This window comes from Enterobacter sp. N18-03635, assembly GCF_004006055.1.
Taxonomy (GTDB): Bacteria; Pseudomonadota; Gammaproteobacteria; order Enterobacterales; family Enterobacteriaceae; genus Enterobacter; species Enterobacter vonholyi.
In genome coordinates, this window is the sequence record NZ_CP034769.1 from 2,799,299 (window position 1) to 2,823,873 (window position 24,575).

Here is a 24,575-nt window from a genome sequence, read left to right on the forward strand (position 1 = left end):
CTCTCAACCTCCTTTATTAAAGGTTTCACCATGCGCATATCACTCCAGGTATTATTATGTATTCCTGTTATTGCGAGCACCGTTTGTAACGCATCTGGTGTTCAGATAGGCCGCACACGCATAATCTACGATGCCACAAAAAAGGAAGTTGCCCTGCCCTTACAAAATAATGATAAAGAGCTTCCATGGTTAATACAGTCATGGACAGATACGGGTGATGGTAAAACGCACGGACCGTTTATCGTGACACCACCGCTCTTTCGACTCGATCCGCAAAAAGAGCAAAGCCTGCGCATTACCTGGAACGGGACAACCTTACCCGGGGATAAAGAGTCTCTGTTCTATATGAACGTGCGAACCGTTCCTGCCACGGCATCGGATGAGGATGACAAAAACGTCCTACGGTTAATTTATAAAACACGTCTGAAACTGTTCTGGCGCCCTGCCGGACTCAGCGGTACCCCCTCTGAATCCTGCAAAAACCTGCGCTTTGCTCGTCATGGTCAGCAGCTCACTGTCATCAATGCGGGGACGTTCTACAGCGTCTTTGATTCACTTGCTTTGGGCATGCACAAAGTGGAGAAGGCCGACATGGTTGCCCCTAAATCCCGCGTTGAGATTCCTCTCCCTGCCAATGCACAGAGTACTAGCGTCACCTGGCGCTGTATAACCGATTACGGGAACGCTTCCGAAAAACACACCTCCACCCTGGCGCAGGATTAAAAGACGGCGATGATGACAGGACGTAATGATTTGTCATACGTGCGGCTCTTCAGAACGAATCCGCTTCTTCGCTGCCTTGGCGGTATTTTACTCTTCGCAAGCGTTTCGACGCTGGCCCGTGAGTATCGTTTTTCTCCCTCATCGCTTGAAGGGAATATGCTGGCCCGGCAGGATATCGACCTTTCACTCTTTTCAAAGTCGAATGCTCAGCTACCCGGCACCTATTCTTCACGAGTGCAGGTGAACGAGCGCCGCCTGAGCAACACCAATATCGCTTACGTCAGCTCCTCGGAAGGGGCACTGATACCTCAGCTCACCCCGGATATGCTGCGGGCATGGGGGATTGCTATTGACCGTTATCCCGCCTTGCTTACATTACCCGCCAATAAGGCTTTGCCTAAAGATATAGGCAACTATATCCCCCAGGCCTCTGCGCGGCTTGATTTTTCAACCATGACATTAGCGTTGAGTATTCCTCAGGCCGCGCTAAGTGGTACCGGTCGCGATTACATCGATCCCTCGCGCTGGGACGATGGTGTCCCTGTGTTGTTCAGTGACTACGCTTTTTCAGGATCAATAAATAAGGACAGCGGCGACGGTAGCGCCACCAATCAGTATCTGAATTTGCGCACCGGCGCCAACCTGGGTGGCTGGAGAGCGCGCAACTATTCAACGTGGAGCAATTCAGATAATGAAAACCTGTGGGAAAACATCAATACCTTCCTGCAGCATGACGTTGACGCCCTCAAGGCGCAGTTCACAGCCGGAGAAAGCAACACGCGGGGCGATGTATTTGATAGCTTACAGTACCGAGGCGTCAACCTTGCGTCGGATGAAGAGATGCTTCCCTATAGCCAACGCGGCTATGCCCCTGTCATACGCGGCAACGCCAGTTCAAATGCGGAAGTCTCGGTGCGCCAGAATGGCTATCTCATCTATCAGCAAAATGTCGCGCCGGGAGCGTTCGAGATCAACGATCTCTACTCCACTACCAACAGCGGCGATCTGGACGTTACGGTGAAAGAGGCTGACGGCACCGAGCATCACTTTACGCAGCCCTATTCCAGCATCGCGGTTATGCTGCGGCCTGGGCGTATGAAGTACGAAATTACGGCAGGCCGTTATCGTGCTGAAAGCGGGAGCGACCAAAAGGAACCCGACTTCTTCCAGGGAAGTATGATTTACGGCTTAAATAATCTTCTCACCTGGTTTGGGGGGCTGACGCTCTCGAAAGACTATAACGCAGCCAATACCGGCACCGGTCTGACACTCGGACCGCTGGGCTCATTTTCGGCTGACGTTACCATGGCCGACACCCGGCTAGACGATAAGAGCCAGCATGCCGGCCAGTCATGGCGTTTGCTTTATACCGGTAAACTGGATTCGACCGATACCAACTTCAGCCTCGGCAGCTACCGATACAGCAGCCGCGGATATTACAGCTTCGCTGACGCCAACCAAAAGCGTGAAGGCCACGAAGACGATCTGCTGTTTCGTTACAATAAACGCAACCGCATTCAGGGCAGCGTCAGCCAAAGCGTTGCTGGGGCGAGTCTGTATCTTAACGGTTATCAGCAGGATTATTGGGGCACATCTAAAAAAGAGCGCAGCCTGTCGGTTGGATTTAATACCGTCGTTGCCGGCACGAGTTATCACATGGCCTATACGTACAGCAAAACCAACGACGAAGAGCCTGACAGGATGGTCTCTTTGGGATTTAGCATTCCTCTCGCCAGATGGCTACCACGCGCCTGGAGTAGCTATAACATCAGCAATACTAAAAATGGCTATACGCGGCAAAACGTGGGCCTCAGCGGCACGCTGCTCGACGACGAGCGTTTGAGCTACTCGTTACAGCAGAGCCATTCCAACCACGACGGGGATGATATCAGCAGCGTCTATGGCAGCTACCACTCGCAATACGCGAACCTGACCGCAGGCTATTACACCTCCACTGATGACACTCAGCAGCTTAACTATGGCATTAGCGGCGGTATTGTTGCCCATCCTCAGGGCGTCACGCTGACTCAACCTTTAGGCAGCCAGTTTGCTATCGTGAACGCCAACAACGCGCCCAACGTCCGTTTCCTGAACCAGCGTGGTATTAAGACCGACTGGCAGGGTAACGCAGTCATTCCATCGCTCACTCCGTATCAGGAGAACAATATTCGTATTGATACCTCGAGCCTGCCGGAAAATGTGGACAGCAGCGATACCGCCATCACCGTGATTCCCTCGCGCAACGCGGCGGTGCTGGCCAGATTTGACGCACACACAGGCTACAGGATGCTGGTCACCCTGAAGCGTCCAAGCGGCCTCCCCGTTCCGTTCGGCGCTATCGCGACCAGTAGCGCCCCGGTGATGAGCGGCATCGTCGATGATACCGGCACCGTCTATCTGGCAGGCCTTGGAGAGACCGCACAGCTCACCGTGAAATGGGGCAACGGCACAGGGCAACAGTGCCGCGCCAGCATTACGCAACAGTCAACTAACCAAACCGAAAGCCCTAACGGTATTCGCTCGGTTAGCGAGCTTTGTCAGTAGGAATAAAGACATGAGAACTATATTCAAGAAACAGGCCGTCTGGGCTTCCCTGGCCACGGCATTGAGCCTAACCACAGCCAGCCCGTGCAGGGGTGCCGTGACTATACTTCATAACTGCTTCGGTGCACCGCAAACCTACACCACTTCGTTCGATCATGAGTTTTCGTCCAGCGAAAATATTGCCAATCATGACTATGATGTGCCAAATCATCTGGTCGGCAATGGCCCGGTGATAGTTGCCAACTGCGACTGTCCCGGAAATATGTTTTCTTCGAGCATGGTCTATGAAAAAACGTTTGCCGGGAGCCCTCTGAGTCCGGGTACAAACGGTTACGGCTATTTGACCGAAAAGATCGATGTCGATATCACCGCCTACGCTGACGCAATCAACTCTCCGGACGGCAATTCTTTGACCCCGTTAGCTATCAATGAATACCCGACGACCCGAGGTAATATGCGTAGCACTACCGAGAGTGCACTCGCCAAAACGGAAGGAGATGCCAACGTTTGCAGTAGTAGCACCCAGCCCAGCAATGCCGCTGCAATAAAGCGTAATTTCCGCTGGAACGTCGTTGCTATCATGCTTCACATTAAAAAACCCATCCTGGGCCAGGAGGTGATCCCTTCGATGATTGTCGCGCAAAACTATGCCTGTCTTTATTTCGGCACGGGGGGAAGCTGCGATCCCGGGCAGGCAGATCAGGTTTCTGATATCTGGTTTAGCGGCACGCTTTCTGCGCCGCTAAGCTGCACCATCAACGCAGGCAGCACTATTGAGGTTGAGTTCGGTAGCATTGTCAGCAAGCAATTCGTCAGCAAGGGGCAACCGCCAAAACGATATGCCCTCAAAAACGTTGATATTGCCTATCATTGTGATGATAACGCAGTGGGAAACACGGATCGGATAAAACTTACACTCACAGCAGATCAGGGCGTGGCGGATAGCAGTACGCCGTACATTGCAAAACTTCTGGAAAGGGACGATCTCGGGGTGCGTGTATATGATGAAAACAGTCAAAACGTCGCGCTGGATGGTACCTATGAGTTTCCGGTGACAATGGACGAGCAGGGAAACGGAGTGGTCAAAATTCAGGCCGCGCCGGTTGGCACGACTAATGTCCCCCCTGCCCCGGGCCATTTTGAAGGTAACGTGACAGTGAAGATGGATCTTCGCTAATCGAAATACCCTCAGGTTGACGCCGCAGCCTGAGGGTAATCAGAACAATCAGAAGCCGAGGCTGTCCAGCAGGTCGTCTACCTGATCCTGGCTTGCCACAACGCCTGCCTTGGTAGCGTCGAGCTGTGGACCATTGAGCAGGCTTTCGTTCTCACGTTTTGGACGGGCTGCAGGTTCCGGAATGTTCTCCAGCAGAACCATCAGCAGCTGGCGCTCAATCTCCTGGATAACATCCATCATGCGCTTGATGACCTGACCGGTCAGGTCCTGGAAATCCTGCGCCATCATGATGTCCAGTAGCTGGGCGTTGGTGAAGCTGGTGTGGCCCGGCACATCGCCAAGATACTGACGAGTATCCGTTACCAGCTCGCGGGCATCAGCCAGCTCGATAGGGTTTTCAAACCACTCGTCCCAGCGTTTGCTCAGGGCTTTCGCCCCCTTTTCCATCGCATCCTGGTGCGGCTGTGATGCTTCAACGCTGTTCAGCGCACGTTCCGCAGCCTGAGCGGTCATCTGCACGACATAGTCCAGACGATCGCGGGCATCAGGAATCGCTTCCGCCGCTTCGGCAATTGCCTGATCCAGACCCAGCTCGCGCAGGCTGTCACGCAGCATGCGCGTCAGGCTGCCGATGCGGACGATGATATCGCTCGGCGAGTGTTCTTCAACGGGTTTCATAGCAGGTTGCAACATTTCCATCACCTCACATGCCGAGTTTCTCGAAGATCTTACCGAGCTTCTCTTCCAGGGTTGCCGCGGTGAATGGCTTCACCACATAGCCGCTTGCGCCCGCCTGTGCAGCGGCAATGATGTTCTCTTTTTTCGCTTCTGCAGTGACCATCAGAACCGGCATAGAGGCCATTCCCGCATCGGCACGAATGGTTTTCAGCAGTTCCAGACCGTCCATGTTTGGCATGTTCCAGTCGGAGATAACAAACCCAAACCCGCCAGCCTGCAGTTTGTTCAGCGCATCAACGCCATCTTCTGCTTCTTCAACGTTGTTGAAGCCCAGCTCTTTCAGCAGGTTGCGTACGATGCGACGCATGGTGGAAAAGTCATCCACAACCAAAAACTTAAGCTCTTTATCCGCCATAAAATAATACTCCTGAGTCAAATACGTATTGCCTGTCCGGCACTGATTTTCGCCAGCATCTGCTGGCTTACCTGGCTAAGATCGACCACTTCGCTCACGCCACCCATATTGATGGCCTCGCGCGGCATGCCGAACACCACACAACTTGCTTCATTCTGCGCAATCGTCCAGGCGCCAGCCTGGTGCATTGCAAGCATTCCGGCGGCACCGTCGTTGCCCATCCCCGTCAGGATCACCCCAACGGCGTTGCGCCCCGCATGTTTCGCCACCGAATGAAACAGCACATCCACCGACGGACGGTGCCGGTTGACCGGCGGTCCGTCATGAATTTTGATTTGATAGTTAGCGCCGCTGCGCGCCAGCTCCATATGCTTGTCGCCCGGCGCTATATAGGCATGCCCCGGGAGCACGCGCTCGCCGTCTTCCGCCTCTTTCACGCTGATCTGGCACAGCTTGTTCAGGCGTTCGGCGAACGAACGGGTAAAGCCAGGCGGCATATGCTGAGTGATCAGAATACCCGGACTTGAAAGCGGCAATGGCTGGAGTACATGACGAATTGCCTCTGTTCCTCCGGTTGACGCCCCAATGACCAGCAGTTTTTCCGAGCTGAGTAATGGACCGGCCTTCAGGGTCGCCGGCGCGGCCATCGGCGTGTGGGCGGCAAGCTTCGCACGCGACGCGGTGCGGATCTTCTCGGCGATCATCTCGCTGTAGGCCAGCATCCCTTCACGAATGCCGAGCTGAGGCTTGGTAACAAAATCCACCGCCCCCAGCTCCAGCGCGCGCAGGGTGATTTCCGATCCTTTCCCGGTCAGGGAGGAGACCATCACCACCGGCATAGGCCGCAGCCGCATTAATTTTTCGAGGAAATCGATGCCATCCATGCGCGGCATCTCGACATCCAGCGTTAGCACATCGGGGTTATATTTTTTAATTAAATCCCGCGCTACCAGCGGATCGGGCGCGGTTGCCACCATCTCCATGTCGCTGTGGCTATTGATAATTTCAGTCATGATCTGACGCATCAGCGCTGAATCATCGACAGACAACACCCTGATTTTACTCATGCTTTTTCCTTACTCAGCGCATATACCGTTTGCCCACGCAGGCTAAACTCACGCACGAGGTTGCTGAAGTTTTCCGAGTGCCCGGCAAACAGTAAACCGTCAGGCTTGAGCAACGGAACAAACCGACGCAGAATGTCCTGTTGCGTCGTTTTATCAAAATAGATCATGACGTTACGGCAAAAAATGGCGTCGAACGGCCCCGGCACGTTGTACTGCTTATCCAGCAGGTTAACGGGCGCGAATTCGACGCAGTTCGCCAGCTCCTGGCGTACGCGCACCAGGCCTTCATGCGGGCCCGTCCCGCGCATGAAATAACGCTGCAGCTGCTGCGGCGACAGCGTTTTCAGTTCATCCTGGCGATAAACGCCGTTACGCGCCTTCTCCAGCACTTCAGTATCGATATCGCTGGCGTAGACCTTCCAGCGTCCCGGCGCCATTCCCAGCGTATCGGCAAGGGTGATCGCCAGCGAGTACGGCTCTTCACCCGTCGAGGCGGCCGCACTCCAGACGCGATACTCCCCGGTGCGACGGCGCGCATGCTCGGCCAGAACCGGGAAGTGGTGAGCTTCACGGAAAAACGCCGTCAGGTTGGTGGTTAACGAGTTAATAAAAGCCTGCCACTCGGCGCTGTTCTGGTTCGCCTCGAGCATGCTCAGATAGCGGCCAAAATCATCCAGCCCCAGCGTACGCAGGCGCCGCACCAGACGGTTGTAGACCATGTCCCGCTTATGATCCGCAAGCACGATCCCCGCACGCTGGTAGATTAACTGACATATCCGACGAAAATGCGCGTCGGACAGCGCGAGGCGCTGTGTCATCTGCAACAATAATGACGTTTGCCCAGGGGGCATTGGTGATGTCATAGCGCCTTCTTAATTACATTCAGGATACAACTTGCACGGCCTGCGACCGCCCGACTTCTGTTACTGCTTCAACGTGCTCTTTCACATTAAATACCGCGACCAGTCCGGTCAGACGATCCGCCTGGCTGGCCAGCTGATCGGTTGCCGCTGCCGCTTCCTCAACTAACGAGGCGTTCTGTTGCGTCACCTGATCCATCTGGCTGACCGCCTGGGCTACCTGCTCAATGCCGCGACGCTGTTCATCCGACGCCGAGGCAATTTCGCCCATAATGTCGTTAACCCGCGTCACGGAGGTGACGATCTCGTGCATGGTTTTCGCCGCCGTATCCACAAGCGTTGAGCCCTGCTGAACGCGCGAGACCGACTCTTCGATCAGGACCTTGATTTCTTTCGCCGCGTTGGCGCTGCGGCTCGCCAGGTTACGCACCTCACCCGCCACCACCGCAAACCCGCGCCCCTGCTCCCCGGCACGCGCCGCTTCCACAGCGGCATTCAGCGCCAGAATGTTGGTCTGGAACGCGATACCGTCAATCACGCTGATGATGTCACCAATTTTCTGCGAGCTGGTGGCAATCTCCTGCATGGTGCTGGCGACATGGGACGCCTGGTCACCGCCTTTCTTTGCCGTCATCGCCGCCTGTTTTGACAGGTCAGACGCCTGGCGCGCGTTATCGGCGTTCTGGCTTACCGTCGCCGTCAGCTGCTCCATGCTGGCCGCCGTCTGCGCCAGCGAGGCCGCCTGCTGCTCTGTGCGGGATGAGAGATCGTTGTTACCTGCCGCAATCTCTGAGATCCCGGTGTGCATGGCATAGCTGCCCTGCCGCACGTCGCTCACCGTTTCCCGCAGCGATCCCTGCATCGCCTTCAGGCTGGCAAAGATCGCCGAAATTTCGTTTTTACCGAACACCGCCACAGGACGCGCCAGGTCGCCTTTTGCAATACTGTCGAAGTGGCTGCTGATAATCGCCAGCGGCTGCACAATCATTCTGCGCGACCAGAGCAGCGCCCCGCCGGTCAGCAACCCTGCCAGAATCACCACCACGGCGAAGATGACGCCCGACATGTGATAGCTTTGACGGCTCTGGTCACCGGCACGCTGTACAGACTGGTTAATATCCTGCTGCCAGGCGTTAAAGCTGCCGTCAAACGCTGCCTGAGACGCCTGGACCGGTGCGGTCATAAAGTCCGACAGCTGGTTGTTCTCAAGCCACGTCGCCTGGTGGTCCAGATCGCTGTACCACTGCTCAAAGTTCGTCTTCATGGCGGCCTTCAGCGCTTTCTCTTTCTCGCTGTCGGCGGCCTGCGCCGTAAAGGCTTTAAACTGTGCGTCAGCCTGTTTCAGGCTGTCGCGCGCGGTGGCCATCAGCGCTTTAATGTCATCCGGCGGATAGCTCAGCGCGGTTAAGGTTCCCGCCTTGTTCAGCGCAGTGCTTGCCTGCAACAGCACGGCACGCGTTTGTGCCAGTGCGGAGCGCTGCTGATTACTCGCCTCAACTTCCTGCAAATTCTGATAGCCATCGCGAAACGCCCAAAAAGACAACCCGTTACTGCCAACCTGCAACACACCGCAAAGGATCAGAATCAAAAACAGTGTGGTCGAGATACGAATACGATTTAACATCCACGCTCCCATCAAGCGGCAAGCAGCCGCGGTTTAATTGTCAGTCAAAATGTTTCCCAGTTTTCATCTTGTCCGGTCGTCGCGGTACGCGTACGGAGTGCAGCCTGTTCAGCGGCTGGCGCGCGGTACGTCGCCTGCGGGGTGACCGTGTTTCCAGCGAGTGAAGCGAGACGAAACGCCGAGACGGCCATCTTCAGACGGCTCGCCTGGTCTTCCAGGGCAGCGGCCGCCGCAGCGGACTCCTGCACCAGCGCGGCGTTTTGCTGTGTCACGCGATCCATTTCCGATACCGCCAGGGCAACCTGGTCGATACCACGACTCTGCTCATCAGATGCAGAGGCGATTTCCCCCATGATGTCCGTCACGCGGGTAACGGCATTCACGATGTCATTCATGGTCTCTCCGGCGCTTTCCACCAGCACGGAGCCGGTATCCACGCGGGAGACAGAGTCTTCAATCAGCGACTTGATCTCTTTTGCCGCGTTGGCGCTGCGGCTGGCCAGGTTGCGCACTTCCCCGGCCACCACGGCAAAACCGCGTCCCTGTTCGCCCGCTCGCGCCGCTTCCACGGCGGCGTTCAGCGCCAGAATGTTGGTCTGGAAAGCAATGCCGTCGATAACGCTGATGATGTCGGCGATTTTCTTCGAGCTATCGGCGATTTCGTGCATGGTTTTCACCACGCCATCCACCACGCGTCCGCCGCGCTGCGCCGTCTCGGAGGCGCTTTCTGCCAGCTGAGACGCCTGGCGAGCGTTATCGGCGTTCTGCTTCACGGTCGCGGTGAGCTGCTCCATGCTGGCGGCCGTCTCTTCCAGGGCGGAAGCCTGCTGTTCGGTACGGGATGAGAGATCGTTATTCCCCATCGCAATTTCGCTGGTGCCGGTATAGATGGCCTCCGACCCGTTACGCACGTTGGCGACGGTTTCGATTAACGAACGCTGCATATGGTCAACGCTGTTTGCCAGCTCGGTGATCTCATTGCGCCCGGAAACGGTCAGCGTTTTAGTCAGATCGCCTCCGGCAATTTCACGAATGTGGGCAATGACGCGCCCAAGAGGATTCAGCAGAATATGGCGAATGCCGTACCAGACCGCGACCAGCACGATGACCAGCGCCAGCGCCATTACGGCCATCTGCCATTTCGCAAAGCGGTAGTCATTCTGACTTGCCGTAAAGGCCGAGTGATAGAGATCGCCACTGGCCTTCGCGTATTCCCCCAGCGCCGCGCCGAGTGCGTTTTGCATCCCCTGCGTCGGCTGCGCGAAATAGGCGTCCATATTTCCGCTCTCCAGGAACTGAATGAGCTCTGTCAGACCGGTATGGTAGGCATTGTATTTTTCATCGATATTCTGGCTCACCTGCTCCATAGCAGGCTGCGGGGCGATCTTTTTGAAGGCGTCGTAATGTTTCGCGGCGTCAGCGAGGGTGGCACGGGCATTTTTCAACAGATCGGTTTTCGCGCTGCTCTGCTGATTGTTAGGGTCCATCATCATGCGCGCGGACGAGCGGCTCAGGTTGATACGCGTTTGCAGCATCAGATCCCACGTCGACGTGAGTTCACTCTGCTGCAGGCGGAGATCGTTCGAGGCCGCGAAACTGTCCTGGTTCTGTTTTAATGACGAGAAAAAAAGCCCGCCGGAGATGAGCTGAAGAAGTGCGAAAATGACCAGCACCATCATGAGCATTGTGACAACGCGGATACGGTTCAACATACAACACCTTCTCATAGATTTATTAACGGTGTTATCGGCACAGCCCACAGGAACTTTACATTTGCGAAAGGGAAAAGCGCGGGGTTAAAACGCCACGTCGACAATCAGCGTGTCGGTGTAGGTTCCGGCAGGAGGCGTGGCCTGACTGGTCAGGACTTTCGCGGTGTAGTTGTAGGTGCGCAGTAAACCGTCGGCACTCACCTGCGACGACGTCGCGCTGGACCACCGCTCGCTGCCGCTGCCGCCCCAGCGGTTACCGGTGGCTTCCTTATAGATGTCGTAGCTCATGGCGTTACTGCCGCTCACCATGCGCCGCACGTTGTTCAGCGCGTTGGCACCGTTATTAATGCCGATGGTATACGTACTGCCTTTGGTACAGGTGACGGCAATCGCCTGCGAGACGGTAGGGAAACTTTGCACCAGCGGCGCGCTGTTGAAGTTGACGTCCGGCGTGGTCATGGCGCTGCAGTCGTTGGTGACGGTCATATCTAACAGGATGGTGGTTGTCGCGGTACCCGTCTGATTGATTGAGCAAAGGCCGAGCGCGCCCACGGAGCAGACGCTGTAGTTAACGTTGAAGGTTAACTGCACCTGATATGGCCCGGCAGTCACGTTTTGCCCGGCGACGGTGCGGAAATAAAGCGGAATGTTGTACTGCTTTGACCCCAGCAACCCCAGCAGGGTATTCCCGCTCCAGGTATATGATTTACTTATCTGTACCTCGCTGCTGCTCGCGCACCCCGATAGCCCGCACAGCCGGGTGGGGATCACGTCCGTGATGGCCGCATTATCCGTGCGTTTCATGGTGGCCCGACTGTTGCCCGAAACCGATGCCGCGGTGTAGGTCAGCGTTACCGAGTCGCTGGTCAGCAGATTCAACACGGCATCGCAGGCCACCACCAGCGTGCCGGTAGTTTGAACTTCCCCGGTTCCGCTGAGCGCGAACGAAGTGACGCTGCCAAATGACGCATTAACCGTACTGACGGTACACGCCGCCCAGCCGCCGCCGGAGAAAAGCAGCAGGATCAACAGCAGCAGGCGCGTCATGGCTCCTCCCGACAAATCAGCGGCCCGTAGGTTTTTAGCTTGTGCTCCGGATTGGCCCCCACGGTTAGGGTGGCCTTGCAGAGTTTTCCGTCAGGTGCGATCACCTCGAGCGGGTTCACATCGCTGAGATTTTCCAGCCATGCGATGCCGTCATACCCCACCACCGCATTGCTGCGCGAGACCCGTCGGACCTGGCTTCCCACCGGCAGCGCCTGGCCGCGCGCATCATGCAAAATGACGCTTGCCACCCGCTCCTGCTCCATCGGGAAATCGACCAGATAGCCGCTGTGGCGGCGGATCGCTATCCGCCGTTCGGTCTCTTTCAGACGGGTATCCGCCGGCAGATTCAGGGTATCAATCCGGTAGCTTGCCGGATAATACGCCGACACCCCGCTGATCAGCAGGTAGCCATTATTATTGGTTTTACCGACGGGCTGGTTCTCGTAGCTGACGGGCACATCCGGGTGGCCGTCGGTACTGATAACCACAAATGCATCGTTGATCTTATTCGCTGCAAACAGCTCGCCGTCCATCAGCACAATTGCGCCCATCGCCTCGCCCCACCAGGTCATGGTGTCCTTTTCGCCATAGCCGCCACCCTGCAGCTCTATGTTGTTATTGCGCCAGCCCAGCGTAGCCTGTTGATAATCGCTGGATCTTGACTGGTTGGCCCAGGCCATGTTCCAGCTGAAACCGCCGTCAGAAGGCATAGAGTGGTTGTAGTTAATGCGCTGGGTACTGCCGGCATCCGGGGTATTTTCAACGGTGACGGCAGCGCTGTCGCGTGCTCCCAGCGGCACCTGCAGCGACAGCGCGACCGTCCAGTCTCCCCGCTGCTGGTCCCGGCTGCCGGCTAGGTAAATGCTGCTCGCCCCCCACAGGTTGCGGCTCCAGGAGAGATTGAGCAGCTCGGTTTTTTGACTGTCAAAACTCTCCACCCCAATCCAGGCCGCGCCGATATTGCCGTACCGTCCCAGATTGAAGGTCAGAGAATACTGATCCGTATTACGGCTAAAGCTGGCGATGGGCTTATCGTTTTCGTCATACACCGTCGGCTGATCGTAGAGGGCCAGATTGCCAAAGCCGCGGTCGCGACGCGTGTGTTGAGTGGCGACGCTAAATTCGCTGGTACTGTACTGGTAACCCCAGTTGATTTGCCCGCCCGCATCCCCGCGCATGCGGCTCTGGGAGTAAGAGGTATTTACCACGCCAAACTGGCCGAGTTTTATTACCGTTCCCGCGCCACCCAGCGCCAGCTCCTGCGCCCCTTCTGCATGCCCTTCCAGCGTTAGCCAGTCCGTCACCCCGTAGCGATACGATCCGCTGCCTGCCGCCGAGCCGTAGTCAAAATTCTTGATACCGTAATTACGCCGCAGGCTGCCGAGCGTCACGGCGCCGTCGCTCAGCCCTTGTTTAAGTAAGTCACTGGTGACGTAAAACGGGAGCGTGGTGCTTACCTGGCGTCCCAGCGCATCCGTTGTGACCAGTACCGCATCCCCGGCGCCGTTGATATAGGGTAAATTAGTCAGGGTGAAGGGGCCGGGCTGAAGCTGGGTCGAACCGGAGCGATAGCCGTTGATAAAAAGATCGACCGAGGTGGGTACCGCGGCTTCCCCTGCGAACTCGGGCAGCGGCCATGTCACCAGGTCAGGTCGCAGGGAGAAATCCCGCCCTACGCTTACGCCCCCCATCCGCACGCTGGAGCTCCAGCTCAGGGCATCGCTGATCACGTCCCCGACGCTCCAGCTCATCGCGTCATCTTCGTGAGTGAACAGCAGGGTCGTATCATAGCGGACATACCCTTCCTGCTGGCCGTCATTACCGGTGAAATTTTCCCGCGCGTAACCGGTGGAGGAAAACGAGCCGTTCTCGTTGAAGTAGCGGAACTCATGCCAGAGCGACGCCTGACCGCCGATATGCTCCGCGTGGTTAGTGTAGAGATCGTAATTCAGCAGCGCCCCGCGGCCAAAGTGCGGTTTGGCCTGCGCCGTTTGCCCGCTAAAAGACGTCACGCGGGCCGTCACCCAGTCACGGGGCACGGTCAGCAGCAGGCGCTGCGCGGCGCTGTCATACTCGACCCGAACCTGAGCAAGCGAGGAGAGATTCACCTCTCCGGTAGGAACATGCGCCGGGGGCAGCCCCGCGCGCAGCAAATCGGCGCTTGATATAAAGAAAGCGCCTTTACGCTGCGTCACGGGCACGACCAGACCGGTATCGTAGTGGTTCAGCACGAGGGCAAGCTGGAAAACCGCTTCATCATTTATCGCCTGCGCCTGGGGAGGTGGCGGCAAACTGTCGTCGCCGGGCCCGGCCAGGGTCGCGTAACTGACGCAAAGCAGTATCATCATCGCCGGCTTCAGTTGACGGGCGTCGACTGCCATTGTGCGTCCCTGGCATTAATCTGTGCGCTCATCCGCTCTGGCTGACGAACGCCAGCGGGTATGGGCCAGCTGCGGGTGCTGCCCGGGAGGACGTAACCCAGTAGTCCTTCCGCTACCGTGCGTTTCTGCCCTCCCTGCTCCAGCGTCACCTGGCTCAGCCTGACATGGACATCCCCCCGATTTCTGACCTCCAGCACAGGCTGCCCCTCCGCGCGCGTCACACGCCAGCTCAGGTTTTGGGTTTCCGCCAGCGCGTGATGCGCGCCCTCTTTGATGGTTCGGACCCCCTGTCCATACACGAACAGAGGGATGGAGTAACGCATCTGCAATTTGAGGCCGATGGCGGGTTCGGCTTTTGCATCTGGCTGGGGGATTTCATCTACGATAATGCGGTAAGCCTGTTCGACGCCCGCGGGAACCGCAGCCTGTTTGATAAGGCGAATAAGCTGCTTGCTGCCTGTGCCAATCGTGACGATGGGCGGGCTGGCGACCACGTCCTGCTGCGAGGTATATCGCTCGTGTCCGTCCTCCTGCTTCCAGCGCACGATGCGGACCTGCATCGTCGTGGCGCTGTTCCCCTGGTTCTGGATCCACAGTTCAGTGGCGTTGGCGTCAGCTGCAAGCCACGGGTCGATAGGCCAGAGCAGAATGGTGGCTGCCGCCTGCGCCTGGCCGGCAACCGCCATTCCCAACGCGCCCGCCAGACAAACGGGTCTGAAAAATGGCTTCATCAACACTCTCCCTTTATTACCATGACAAGGTCACGGTGAGCTGATCGGAATAGGTTCCCGCCGGGCTAAACCCGGTCAGTAGCGCCACGCCAAAAAGCGGTAGCGCGATGTTATTGCTGTTGGTATAGGTCACCGGTATCGCCTGGTTGACGCCAATTTCACTGTTTGCGGCCAGCGAGCTGCTGCTGTAGAGCCGGTATGGCACCAGCTCTGTTCCACCGGACCGCTTCATGCGGCGAACGGATGAATAATTCTGGCCGCCATTAATGCTCATGCTCAGCGACACGCCCGGCGTACAGGCGATAGACAACGCCCCGTTTGGCACAAAGCTGGTGCTGACCGGCGCGCTCTCGACGCCGTTATGGCTGCCAAAATCCAGCGTACCGAGAAGCCCTCCGCTACCGGTGGCCACCGCGCACCCTGGAACAATCGTCGCGCTGACCTTAAAGGACTGGGATGTCACCGCATCCGCTGCGGGCATCATGAGCAATCCGGCGATCAGCGCGAAAAAAGGCTGCACGATTCCCTCTGCGCGATTGCGCAGACCAGTAAGAGTTGCCCTCATGGCGGTGCAGGACTAATAGGTGACGCTGACGTTTATCGTGTCGGTGTAGGTGCCCGGGACGACCGTCACGCTGTTACCGCCGCCGGTAATCCGTCCGTAGAGGGTGTAACTGTCCACCCCTCCGGCCGTTGAGGCGATCGGCAGCGCGGCGTTATTGGCAATCACGCTGTTAAACCCGCTGTCGCTATACAGGCTGTATGCCACACCCTGAGCCGCGTTGGCGGTGTTAACCAGATAGCGCGCAGGTGTTCCCGGGGTGCCGACAACGGTGCCGGGGGCGGTAGAGTTGGTGTTGCCGGTGATCGCCACCGTATAGCTGGCGGTTGTACATTGAATGGTGAAGGTGTTTCCGCCGCTGGCGCCGGTTAGCTGCGTGGTCAGAGTGGAAAACGTTGCGGGATGGGTGCCGAAATCCAGTGTCCCGAAGTTAATGCCGTTTTGCGTGGGCGATCCGTTTATCAGACAACCATTCGTGAGCGTCAGCGTCGCCCCGATGGTGCCGCTGCTGGTGACGGCCAGCGCCTGATGGACCGTTGCCGCAGTCAGTAAGGTGCCTGCGCAGATCAAAAGGAGTTTTCTTTTCATTTACCGCCCTCCAGAAGACGTCTCCGTTCCCTTGCCACGTTTTATTTTTGTCGTTCAAGATGTTAGCCCCGCTTAATGTTCCTCTGAGGGGGGTTATTGAGAATTTAGTTTACGGATATCGCTTCGACCACCTGCCACACAACGCATAAGCCATATGTCTTATTGACTAATTTTCCCTATAAATAACAGAGAGTTAAATTAAAACAGGCAGCAATTTTGTTATATCTGAGGAGAATATATCCATTAAAGTGTGACGATGATCACAATATATCGTCTGCACATTAACAACAAAATTAATAAAACTTAAAAAGGAGTTGTATCCCCCTACACTTTGCGTCAATTTATGTGCCGAATAATTTCCTGCGTCGTAATAAAAAATTTATATGTATCGACGCGGGCTACATCTGAAGCGCATAGAGGGTCTTTTTTCGTGGCAAGTGCAAACAAACTCACACTCTTCATCGTGATATTCATGCTGGCGGGTATTCTTTCAGGGGCAGCAATTCATGAGTATGCATCTGCGGATGCCATCAAAGCCTGGTCGGATAATATTACCCTTCTGACCGATATTTTCCTCCGTCTGATTAAAATGGTCATTGCACCGTTGGTCTTTAGTACGCTCACCGTTGGCATTATGAAGCTGGGCGAAACTTCCACCATTGGCCGCGTCGGCGGTAAAGCGATGGTGTGGTTTATCAGCTCATCCGTGCTCTCAATTCTGGTCGGACTGTTTATCGTCACGCTGGAGCATCCGGGGAGCGGTCTGAACCTGACGATCCCTACCGAGGCGGTAGATACCGGTCTGGCCGTTGGAGGCATGACGCTGAAAGCGTTCCTGTCGCACACCATTCCAACCAGTATCGCAGGGGCGATGTCAAACAATGAGATCCTGCAGATTGTGGTGTTCTCGATGTTCTTCGGCATTGGCGGCGCGTCGCTGGGACAGAAATTCAACGCCCCGCTGGTGGCCGCGCTGGATGTGGTTTCCCATATCATGCTGAAGGTAACAGGTTACGTGATGTACGTTGCGCCGCTGGCTATTTTCGCGGCGATTTCCTCCGTCATTGCCACGCAGGGTCTGGGCATTCTGCTGAACTACGCCTCGTTTATTGGTGGCTACTATGTTGCCATTCTTCTTACCTGCATGGTGCTGCTGGCCGTGGGTTACATGGTGCTGAAAAAAGAGGTGTTTCGCCTGGTCAGCATGCTGAAAGACCCTGTTCTGGTGGCGTTTACCACCAGCAGCTCTGAAGCCGCCTATCCTAAAACGCTGGAACAGCTGGAGCGCTTTGGCTGCTCGCGCAACATCGCCTCTTTCGTTCTGCCGATTGGCTACTCCTTCAACCTGGTGGGTTCGATGGTGTACTGCTCATTCGCCTCGATGTTTATCGCGCAGGCATACAACATTCACCTGAGCTTCTCTGAAGTGACGGTGCTGATGCTGACCCTGATGCTGGCGTCGAAAGGGATTGCAGGCGTACCGCGTTCTTCCCTGGTGGTGCTGGCAGCAACCATTCCGAGCTTTAATATTCCGGTGGCGGGTATTCTGCTCCTCATGGGGATCGACCACTTCCTGGATATGGGCCGTTCCGCAATTAACGTTCTGGGGAATGGTATTGCGACCGCGATGCTGTCGCAGAATGAAGGTGCGCGGGAAGCGGACGCTGAAGCTGAACTGGTAAAGCAGGAAGCGTAAGGTGAAAAAAAGGGTGAAGCCTGATGGCCTCACCCCAGCCCTCATCCTGTGGGTGAGGGAGCAAATACAAAAAACGGCAACCTCGGTTGCCGTTTTGCATTTACTTACGCGACGTGACTCGCGGCGATGTCCAGCAGCGCCATCTCATCGCTGTTCAGCAGCTTCTCAATGTTCACCAGAATCAGCATACGCTCGCCGAGCGCGCCCAGTCCGGTCAGATATTCGGTCGACAGCGTGACCGCAAACTCCGGTGCAGGACGAATTTGGTCAGAGGTCAGGGAAAGCACATCAGATACGCCATCCACCACGATACCTACCACGCGCTGCCCCAGATTCAGAACGATCACCACGGTGTTGTCGTCGTAGTCAACGTCGCCCTGGCTGAACTTCACGCGCAGGTCCACGATTGGCACAATGACGCCACGCAGGTTAGTGACACCTTTAATAAACGCAGGCGTGTTAGCGATGCGGGTAACCTGGTCGTAACCACGGATTTCCTGCACTTTCAGGATATCGATGCCGTACTCCTCATCGCCTAAAGTGAATACCAGGAATTCCTGCCCTGATGGCTCGCCCGCCAGTTTCGTTACATTACTCATACCGGTCATGTTATTACCTTCTACTTAATCAGGCGGCTGTGTACGCCACACGTTGTTCACGATTTAATCCCTGAAGCGCCGACACGTCGACGATCAGCGCCACGCTACCATCACCCAGAATGGTGGCGGCAGAAATACCCGGCACTTTGCGGTAGTTGCTTTCGAGGTTCTTCACCACCACCTGGTGCTGACCAATCAGCTGATCGACCAGCAGCGCGTAGCGTCGCCCCGCGCTTTGCAGGATCACAACGATGCCCTGCGTGGCCTCGGTCTTCGCCCCGTCCACTTCGAACACTTTCCACAGTTCCACCAGCGGCAGGTACTCACCGCGCACTTCGAGGACGCGCTCACCGCCCGCCAGCGGATGCAGATCTTCTTCACGCGGCTGCAGGGATTCCATCACGGCGTTCAGCGGCAGGATAAAGACTTCGTCCGCCACTTTGACGGACATGCCGTCGAGGATCGCCAGCGTCAGCGGCAGCAGGATGCGAATGGTGGTGCCGGAACCCTGTTTAGACTGGATCTCAACGTGGCCGCCCATCTCCTGGATGTTACGTTTCACCACGTCCATGCCAACGCCGCGTCCGGAGACGTCGGTCACCTGCTCCGCGGTAGAGAAGCCCGGCGCGAAGATCAGCATGCCCACTTCTTCGTCGGTCATGTTTTCATTGACCGCCATCCCCTGCGAAATCGCTTTTGCCAGGATGCGCTCGCGGTTAAGACCCGCGCCGTCGTCGGTCACTTCGATGCAGATGTTTCCGCCCTGGTGTTCCGCAGAGAGGATCAGGTTGCCGACCGGGGATTTACCGGCGGCAATGCGGTTTTCCGGCAGTTCGATCCCGTGGTCGAGGCTGTTACGCACCAGGTGCGTTAACGGGTCAATAATGCGCTCGATCAGGCTCTTATCCAGTTCGGTTGAGCTGCCCATCAGGGTCAGTTCAATCTGTTTATTCAGCTTGCTGGCAAGGTCGCGGACCAGACGCGGGAAGCGGCTGAAGACATATTCCATCGGCATCATACGGATGGACATGACCGATTCCTGCAGGTCGCGGGCGTTACGCTGCAGCTGACCCATGCTGGTAATCAGGTCGCCGTGCGTGACCGGATCCAGTTCGTTAGAACGTTGCGCCAGCATCGACTGGGTGATCACCAGTTCGCCAACCAGGTTAATCAGCTGGTCAACCTTCTCAACGGCAACGCGGATGCTGGTTGACTCGCTGGAGCGAGCGGCTGGTTTCTCACCACGTCCACCGGGTGCCGCAGCCTCTTTTGGCACGGCCTTCAGCGCCGGGGCCGCAGGTGCCACAGCCGGTGCGGCGGCCTGAGCCACAACAGCCACCTCTTCCGCAGCGGCAGGGGCGTCAACCGCAGCAGTTTCGGTTTCGAAGGCAATCTGGTCAGCTTCAATCACAAAGCACAACACCGCTACGATATCGTCCTGGCCAATACCGTCATCAAGCGTCGCGGCCAGGCTGTCTTTGCCTTTTACCACGTTGCTTAACTTCGCCAGGTTGCCCAGCTCTTCTTCCAGCAGGTTAACTTCATTCTCTTTGAGGCGTGACAGCACAACGCGCAGTTTTCCCGCCTGTGCAGCGGCTGGCGCGGCCTCATCGACAGCAACCGCATCGACAACGCTCAGTTTCGCCGCAGGGACAACGGCTGCAGCGACCTCACCTTTTGCTTCCAGGGCGAGCTGGCGCAGCGCATTGCAGATGTATTCAAAGCTGGCGGCATCAGGCTCTGCCGAACTTTTATAGGCGTCGAGCTGTTCCTGCATAATATCTTTGGTTTCCAAAAACAGGTTGATAATGTCGGTATTGAGCTGCATCTCACCGCGTCGCGCTTCATCAAGCAGGTTTTCCATTAAATGGGTCGTTTCCTGCAGGATGGTAAATCCAAACGTTCCGGCTCCGCCTTTAATAGAGTGCGCCGCACGGAAGATGGCATTGAGCTGCTCGGAGTCCGGTGCTTCGGGCACCAAATCGAGCAAGTGTTGCTCCATATCGGCCAACAATTCGTCGGCTTCATCAAAGAATGTCTGGTAAAAATCGCTAATATCCATGCTCACGCTATCACCTCGGATTGGCTGGTGGCGATGTTGGAACGGCAGCCGAAGGAACGGCCCCAGGCTGTTTTAAATCGTCCAGTGACTCATTCTGACTTTCGGCGTTTTCATGCAGGATGGCCTGCTCCGCCTGCTGGTTCAGCACTAAAAGACTGATACGACGGTTGATGGCATCATCCGGCCCGCGGTCGGAAACGCGCATGGTTGCGGCCATGCCGACTACGCGCAGTACCTTGCCATCATCAAGCCCACCTACCACCAGCTCGCGACGCGAGGCGTTGGCACGATCGGCAGAAAGCTCCCAGTTGCTGTATCCCTTCTCCCCACTGGCGTACGGGAAATCGTCCGTGTGTCCTGACAGGCTGATTCGGTTAGGAATGCCGTTCAGCACCGGTGCAATGGCACGCAGAATGTCGCGCATGTACGGTTCGACTTCCGCACTCCCGGTTTTAAACATTGGGCGGTTCTGGCTGTCGATAATCTGAATACGCAGCCCTTCCTGCACCAGGTCGATCTTCAGATGCGGGCGCAGCGCGCGCAGTTTCGGATCTGCTTCAATCAGCTGATCGAGATCGCCACGCAGTTTCTTCAGGCGCGCCTGCTCCATCTTTCTTTTCAGCTCGTCGATGTTCGGCTCTTTTTTAACCTCACCCTTCTGCTGGGTGTAATCATCGCCGCCGCCCGGGATCGGGCTGTCGCTGTTAGAGATACGCGGCCCGCCGGCTACCGCCGTTGCCAGCGGCGTGCGGAAATATTCGGCAATCTGGATCAGTTCTTTTGGGCTGGAGATGGAGATCAGCCACATCACCAGAAAGAACGCCATCATTGCCGTCATAAAGTCGGCGTACGCAATTTTCCACGAGCCGTGTGCGCCATGCCCGCCGCCCTTGTGCTTGCGTTTTTTTACGATGACGATCGGATGGGACTGGTTTTTCATGCGTCCTCAGTTGTCGTCTGTTGGTTTGGGTTTTTCACCGCACGCACGTGTTCTTCAAGCTCGATAAACGACGGACGCTCGCTGGAGTAAAGCGTTTTACGGCCAAACTCAACCGCGATCGGTGGCGCGTAACCGTTGAGGTTAGAGAGCAGCGTAATCTTCACGCACTGCATCATTTTGGTGGTTTCGGCGCTCTTCTGGCGCAGAACGCTTGCCAGCGGAGAGATGAAGCCGTACGCCAGCAAAATACCGAGGAAGGTTCCCACCATCGCGTGGGCAATCAGCGCACCGAGCTCGGCTGCCGGACGGTCTGCCGAGGCCAGGGCGTGAACCACCCCCATCACCGCTGCAACGATACCGAATGCAGGAAGCGAGTCGCCGACCAGCGCCAGGCTATTGGCCGGCACTTCTGATTCGCTTTCGTGGGTTTCGATCTCTTCGTCCATCAGCGCTTCGATTTCGAAGGTATTCATGTTGCCGCTGATGATCAGTCGCAGATAGTCGACGATGAAATCCAGCATCATGGCGTCAGCAAGAATGCGCGGATAGCTGGCAAAAATTTCGCTCTCTTTCGGGTTTTCGATATCCCGTTCAAGCGAGAACATGCCCTGCTGACGCGACTTCGCCATCAGGCGATAGAGCAGTGCCAGCAGATCCATATACATGCTTTTCGTGTATTTCGAGCGACGGAACAGCAACGGAATTGCTTTCAGCGTGCCCTTGATCGATTTACCGTTGTTACCAACGATAAAAGCCCCTACCCCTGCGCCGCCGATGATAATAAGTTCAGCCGGTTGATAGAGTGCTCCAAGGTGCCCGCCGGTCATCATGTAACCGCCGAAAACTGTACCGAGAACTACCAGGTAACCTAATAAGATAAGCACGACATCATCCTTCCGCTAGTGACTATGGCAAGGATGTCCAGCTCGCAGCGTTGACCGATTGCGGGGTAAAAAAAAGCAGCGGTAATTGCTTACCGCTGCTGGAATCTTTCCCACACGTTCGGGTTAAACAGCCTGTTCGATCTGTTCATCCAGCAGTTGTGGAATAATATCGGCAGCATCCCGGGAAAGTTTACGTCTTTTTACTGCGCGGGATGGAGGCTGACATAAACTACAGGCGAAGCTGCCTGCAGGTTGATGAGCATGGGTAATAAAATTGCCATCGCAGCAGTTGCAGCGCGACAGTTCAAGCATTCCGCTCTCAACAAAACGCACCAGCGTCCATGCGCGGGTCAGCGCCAGCAGAGGGCCTTCTTCCTGCTGTGGGCATTGTTCAAGGTAAAGTTTGTATGCTTTGATCACGGCGTCAACGCCGCTACACAAACCGGTTTTGAGAAGATACTGCCAGGCATTACAGAACATGGAAGCGTGAATATTCTGCTCCCACGTCATAAACCAGTCGGTAGAAAACGGCAGCATGCCTTTCGGCGGGGGACTACCACGTAACTCTTTGTACAGTTTGATGAGACGACCACGGCTCAGCTGAGTCTCGCTTTCCAGCATTTGTAAACGAGCACCCAGTGTAATCAGCTCCATGGCCAACTGTATGTCACGCGCTTCCTGAACAATGCTTTTCTCGCTCATTGCTAGGCCCTTTTCTTACGGGCTACGTCATCAGGCTGGCTGATTTCGTTAAGCAAGCGAGTGGAAAGAAGAATACCGGTATGGATCTGTTGAAGATCGTCTACACGGGACTCCTGCGTCAGACGCGTTATTGTCTGTGAATCATCGAAACGGAACTGGCAAACCAGTTGATTCGTTTCAGCCAGTTTAACCATCTGCGGGAGGGTTAAGCCGCCCAGCATGGTTGCCATTTCTTCGTTAATACCCAGACGAAACATCGCGGACGCCTTGTCCTGACTAATCAAACGCTGCGCGAGCAGTAAATACGACAAATTGATGTCATAGATATGTTTTAGCAACTCGGATGTATGCATTGTTCCCATCCCGAATAACCAACTATTATTTTTATGCGGAAAGACCGCACCCCGTGATGTCGCCGGGAAATCACCCGGTATAAAAAAGAAAAGGCTAAATGCATAGTTGAATTTAGGTTTGTATTCACTGAAACCGTAAGAGAGAAACCGCGGATGCGTCTCTTACGTGTTTTATCATTTCTTACAAATAACTAAGATTTTTCCTAATTCGACGCAAACTCTACTCGTCAGTTTTGCCACATACAATCCAGCCACCCTCAAATTTAAAAAAAATGTGACACACATCACATAATTTAAGCGAATATGACCCATAAATCCATCAGTATGACTTGTAATTTGCTCACTTATTAGCCAATTGGAACTGTTTTGTATTCTTAAATGACGAATACTCATGCAGATGGCTTAAAAGAACTGGCACGTTACATGCTTGCTCTGTCATGAACCTCTGTCTGAAACATTCACGCCAGTTGACTCTGCGTAAAACATTTTTCTTACCGTGAAAAAACAGAGAGTTATGAGGACAGTCTCAAAGCACTGTTTCACACTGAAATTATTAGAAATGACTTTGTAACGCTTATGAAGGATTAAACATTGAAAACATGCATTTGTGTGATGTTCGTTAAGTTGTTAATTTTTTTCATTTAGGCGCATTTTTCAGTTATTCTTCTTATAAGAATAATTAATGAATAATTATGATAAGCTTCACACTAATGTCGCATTCAGCTCTTGCAGAAGTGGAGATTTCGCGGTAAAGGTGGTTAAACGCTGTCTTTCAGACATCTAAGGAGTGCGCCATGAGTTACTCCCATCTTCTTGTTTCCGTAGCAGTTTCTCCCGAAAGCCATCAGCTCGTCGCCAGAGCCGTTTCCATTGCCAGGCCCCACAATGCCCGCATCAGCCTCATCACACTCGCCGCAGAGCCTGAGATGTATAATCAGCTGGCCGCGCCCATGCTGGAGGATATTCGTGAGGTTCTGCAGGAAGAAACGCAGCAATTTCTGCGTGAATTAGTGGAAAAGGCACAATATCCGGTTTATGAGACAATTATTGCGACCGGGGAGCTTAACGCCCATATTCTCGACATGTGTCGCAAACAAAATATTGATTTAGTGATTTGCGGGAATCATAACCACAGCTTTTTTTCGCGCGCAGCCTGCGCGGCGAAATCTATTGTCGCATCAAGCCAGGTCGATGTTCTGTTAGTACCGCTTGGGGGGAATTAACCCCCCA

Annotated in this window: 22 protein-coding genes; 5 read left to right on the forward strand and 17 right to left on the reverse strand. The window is 55.5% G+C overall.

Going from position 1 to position 24,575, the window contains the following annotated elements:
• Positions 1 to 30 precede the first annotated feature (30 nt).
• From ELK40_RS14080 to ELK40_RS14090, 3 genes are all read left to right on the forward strand, one after another.
• Positions 31 to 723, forward strand: coding sequence for a molecular chaperone (locus ELK40_RS14080; protein ID WP_127731466.1), 693 nt, complete (start codon positions 31 to 33; stop codon positions 721 to 723).
• 9 nt (positions 724 to 732) lie between these two features.
• Positions 733 to 3,267, forward strand: a complete 2,535-nt coding sequence (locus ELK40_RS14085; RefSeq protein ID WP_127731468.1) for a fimbria/pilus outer membrane usher protein — start codon at positions 733 to 735, stop codon at positions 3,265 to 3,267.
• A 97-nt stretch (positions 3,268 to 3,364) separates the two neighbouring features.
• Positions 3,365 to 4,444 (forward strand): fimbrial protein, encoded by a 1,080-nt coding sequence (locus ELK40_RS14090; RefSeq protein WP_244599388.1) that lies wholly within the window; start codon positions 3,365 to 3,367, stop codon positions 4,442 to 4,444.
• A gap of 48 nt (positions 4,445 to 4,492) precedes the next feature.
• On the opposite strand, the gene cheZ is transcribed toward ELK40_RS14090, so the two are convergent.
• The 11 genes from cheZ to ELK40_RS14145 form a co-directional block, all read right to left on the reverse strand.
• Positions 4,493 to 5,137, reverse strand: a complete 645-nt coding sequence (gene cheZ / locus ELK40_RS14095) for a protein phosphatase CheZ (RefSeq protein WP_111964828.1) — start codon at positions 5,135 to 5,137, stop codon at positions 4,493 to 4,495.
• 10 nt (positions 5,138 to 5,147) lie between these two features.
• Positions 5,148 to 5,537: a chemotaxis response regulator CheY gene (gene cheY / locus ELK40_RS14100; protein ID WP_008500431.1), complete on the reverse strand. Its 390-nt coding sequence runs from the start codon at positions 5,535 to 5,537 to the stop codon at positions 5,148 to 5,150.
• A 17-nt stretch (positions 5,538 to 5,554) separates the two neighbouring features.
• Positions 5,555 to 6,604, reverse strand: coding sequence for a chemotaxis response regulator protein-glutamate methylesterase (locus tag ELK40_RS14105; protein ID WP_008500430.1), 1,050 nt, complete (start codon positions 6,602 to 6,604; stop codon positions 5,555 to 5,557).
• Entirely contained in the window at positions 6,601 to 7,467 is an 867-nt protein-coding gene (gene cheR / locus ELK40_RS14110) for a protein-glutamate O-methyltransferase CheR (RefSeq protein WP_008500429.1), read from the reverse strand. Before cheR ends, ELK40_RS14105 begins: the two co-directional genes overlap by 4 nt.
• 19 nt (positions 7,468 to 7,486) lie before the next feature.
• Positions 7,487 to 9,088 (reverse strand): methyl-accepting chemotaxis protein IV, encoded by a 1,602-nt coding sequence (tap, locus tag ELK40_RS14115; protein ID WP_127731472.1) that lies wholly within the window; start codon positions 9,086 to 9,088, stop codon positions 7,487 to 7,489.
• 44 nt (positions 9,089 to 9,132) lie between these two features.
• Positions 9,133 to 10,800, reverse strand: a complete 1,668-nt coding sequence (gene tar, locus ELK40_RS14120) for a methyl-accepting chemotaxis protein II (protein WP_115875701.1) — start codon at positions 10,798 to 10,800, stop codon at positions 9,133 to 9,135.
• A gap of 84 nt (positions 10,801 to 10,884) precedes the next feature.
• On the reverse strand, positions 10,885 to 11,847 hold the full coding sequence (locus ELK40_RS14125) for a spore coat U domain-containing protein (RefSeq protein ID WP_127731474.1): 963 nt from the start codon (positions 11,845 to 11,847) through the stop codon (positions 10,885 to 10,887).
• Positions 11,844 to 14,228 carry a fimbria/pilus outer membrane usher protein gene (locus tag ELK40_RS14130; protein WP_127731476.1) on the reverse strand — a complete coding sequence of 795 codons (2,385 nt, stop codon included), beginning with the start codon at positions 14,226 to 14,228 and terminating at the stop codon, positions 11,844 to 11,846. The genes ELK40_RS14125 and ELK40_RS14130 overlap by 4 nt, the downstream gene beginning before the upstream one ends.
• Positions 14,204 to 14,959: a molecular chaperone gene (locus ELK40_RS14135; protein ID WP_127731478.1), complete on the reverse strand. Its 756-nt coding sequence runs from the start codon at positions 14,957 to 14,959 to the stop codon at positions 14,204 to 14,206. The genes ELK40_RS14130 and ELK40_RS14135 overlap by 25 nt, the downstream gene beginning before the upstream one ends.
• A 16-nt stretch (positions 14,960 to 14,975) precedes the next feature.
• A complete protein-coding gene (locus ELK40_RS14140) occupies positions 14,976 to 15,524 on the reverse strand; it encodes a spore coat U domain-containing protein (RefSeq protein ID WP_127731480.1) in 549 nt (182 codons plus the stop codon).
• A gap of 12 nt (positions 15,525 to 15,536) precedes the next feature.
• Positions 15,537 to 16,109 carry a spore coat protein U domain-containing protein gene (locus ELK40_RS14145; RefSeq protein WP_115875706.1) on the reverse strand — a complete coding sequence of 191 codons (573 nt, stop codon included), beginning with the start codon at positions 16,107 to 16,109 and terminating at the stop codon, positions 15,537 to 15,539.
• A gap of 430 nt (positions 16,110 to 16,539) precedes the next feature.
• Here ELK40_RS14145 and ELK40_RS14150 point away from each other — a divergent pair, with 430 nt between their 5' ends.
• Positions 16,540 to 17,805: a dicarboxylate/amino acid:cation symporter gene (locus tag ELK40_RS14150; protein ID WP_111964836.1), complete on the forward strand. Its 1,266-nt coding sequence runs from the start codon at positions 16,540 to 16,542 to the stop codon at positions 17,803 to 17,805.
• 104 nt (positions 17,806 to 17,909) lie between these two features.
• Here ELK40_RS14150 and cheW read toward each other — a convergent pair whose 3' ends face one another.
• The 6 genes from cheW to flhD form a co-directional block, all read right to left on the reverse strand.
• Positions 17,910 to 18,413: a chemotaxis protein CheW gene (gene cheW, locus ELK40_RS14155; RefSeq protein ID WP_023312262.1), complete on the reverse strand. Its 504-nt coding sequence runs from the start codon at positions 18,411 to 18,413 to the stop codon at positions 17,910 to 17,912.
• A 19-nt stretch (positions 18,414 to 18,432) separates the two neighbouring features.
• Positions 18,433 to 20,472, reverse strand: a complete 2,040-nt coding sequence (cheA, locus tag ELK40_RS14160) for a chemotaxis protein CheA (RefSeq protein ID WP_127731482.1) — start codon at positions 20,470 to 20,472, stop codon at positions 18,433 to 18,435.
• Positions 20,473 to 20,476: 4 nt separating this feature from the next.
• Positions 20,477 to 21,406 (reverse strand): flagellar motor protein MotB, encoded by a 930-nt coding sequence (gene motB / locus ELK40_RS14165; protein WP_109845187.1) that lies wholly within the window; start codon positions 21,404 to 21,406, stop codon positions 20,477 to 20,479.
• Positions 21,403 to 22,290 carry a flagellar motor stator protein MotA gene (motA, locus tag ELK40_RS14170; RefSeq protein WP_008500417.1) on the reverse strand — a complete coding sequence of 296 codons (888 nt, stop codon included), beginning with the start codon at positions 22,288 to 22,290 and terminating at the stop codon, positions 21,403 to 21,405. The genes motB and motA overlap by 4 nt, the downstream gene beginning before the upstream one ends.
• Before the next feature lie 123 nt (positions 22,291 to 22,413).
• Positions 22,414 to 22,992: a flagellar transcriptional regulator FlhC gene (gene flhC / locus ELK40_RS14175; protein ID WP_013096051.1), complete on the reverse strand. Its 579-nt coding sequence runs from the start codon at positions 22,990 to 22,992 to the stop codon at positions 22,414 to 22,416.
• Between the two features lie 2 nt (positions 22,993 to 22,994).
• Positions 22,995 to 23,345, reverse strand: a complete 351-nt coding sequence (gene flhD, locus ELK40_RS14180; protein ID WP_008500415.1) for a flagellar transcriptional regulator FlhD — start codon at positions 23,343 to 23,345, stop codon at positions 22,995 to 22,997.
• A 794-nt stretch (positions 23,346 to 24,139) separates the two neighbouring features.
• Here flhD and uspC point away from each other — a divergent pair.
• A complete protein-coding gene (gene uspC, locus ELK40_RS14185) occupies positions 24,140 to 24,568 on the forward strand; it encodes a universal stress protein UspC (RefSeq protein ID WP_115875708.1) in 429 nt (142 codons plus the stop codon).
• Positions 24,569 to 24,575 lie beyond the last annotated feature (7 nt).

Coding starts and splice junctions, on each gene's coding strand:
- ELK40_RS14080 (WP_127731466.1), top strand. CDS start 31: ATGCGCATATCACTCCAGGTATTATTATGTATTCCTGTTATTGCGAGC.
- ELK40_RS14085 (WP_127731468.1), top strand. CDS start 733: ATGATGACAGGACGTAATGATTTGTCATACGTGCGGCTCTTCAGAACG.
- cheZ (WP_111964828.1), bottom strand. CDS start 5,137: ATGTTGCAACCTGCTATGAAACCCGTTGAAGAACACTCGCCGAGCGAT.
- cheY (WP_008500431.1), bottom strand. CDS start 5,537: ATGGCGGATAAAGAGCTTAAGTTTTTGGTTGTGGATGACTTTTCCACC.
- ELK40_RS14105 (WP_008500430.1), bottom strand. CDS start 6,604: ATGAGTAAAATCAGGGTGTTGTCTGTCGATGATTCAGCGCTGATGCGT.
- cheR (WP_008500429.1), bottom strand. CDS start 7,467: ATGACATCACCAATGCCCCCTGGGCAAACGTCATTATTGTTGCAGATG.
- tap (WP_127731472.1), bottom strand. CDS start 9,088: ATGTTAAATCGTATTCGTATCTCGACCACACTGTTTTTGATTCTGATC.
- tar (WP_115875701.1), bottom strand. CDS start 10,800: ATGTTGAACCGTATCCGCGTTGTCACAATGCTCATGATGGTGCTGGTC.
- ELK40_RS14125 (WP_127731474.1), bottom strand. CDS start 11,847: ATGACGCGCCTGCTGCTGTTGATCCTGCTGCTTTTCTCCGGCGGCGGC.
- ELK40_RS14130 (WP_127731476.1), bottom strand. CDS start 14,228: ATGGCAGTCGACGCCCGTCAACTGAAGCCGGCGATGATGATACTGCTT.
- ELK40_RS14135 (WP_127731478.1), bottom strand. CDS start 14,959: ATGAAGCCATTTTTCAGACCCGTTTGTCTGGCGGGCGCGTTGGGAATG.
- ELK40_RS14140 (WP_127731480.1), bottom strand. CDS start 15,524: ATGAGGGCAACTCTTACTGGTCTGCGCAATCGCGCAGAGGGAATCGTG.
- ELK40_RS14145 (WP_115875706.1), bottom strand. CDS start 16,109: ATGAAAAGAAAACTCCTTTTGATCTGCGCAGGCACCTTACTGACTGCG.
- cheW (WP_023312262.1), bottom strand. CDS start 18,413: ATGACCGGTATGAGTAATGTAACGAAACTGGCGGGCGAGCCATCAGGG.
- motB (WP_109845187.1), bottom strand. CDS start 21,406: ATGAAAAACCAGTCCCATCCGATCGTCATCGTAAAAAAACGCAAGCAC.
- flhC (WP_013096051.1), bottom strand. CDS start 22,992: ATGAGCGAGAAAAGCATTGTTCAGGAAGCGCGTGACATACAGTTGGCC.
- flhD (WP_008500415.1), bottom strand. CDS start 23,345: ATGCATACATCCGAGTTGCTAAAACATATCTATGACATCAATTTGTCG.
- uspC (WP_115875708.1), top strand. CDS start 24,140: ATGAGTTACTCCCATCTTCTTGTTTCCGTAGCAGTTTCTCCCGAAAGC.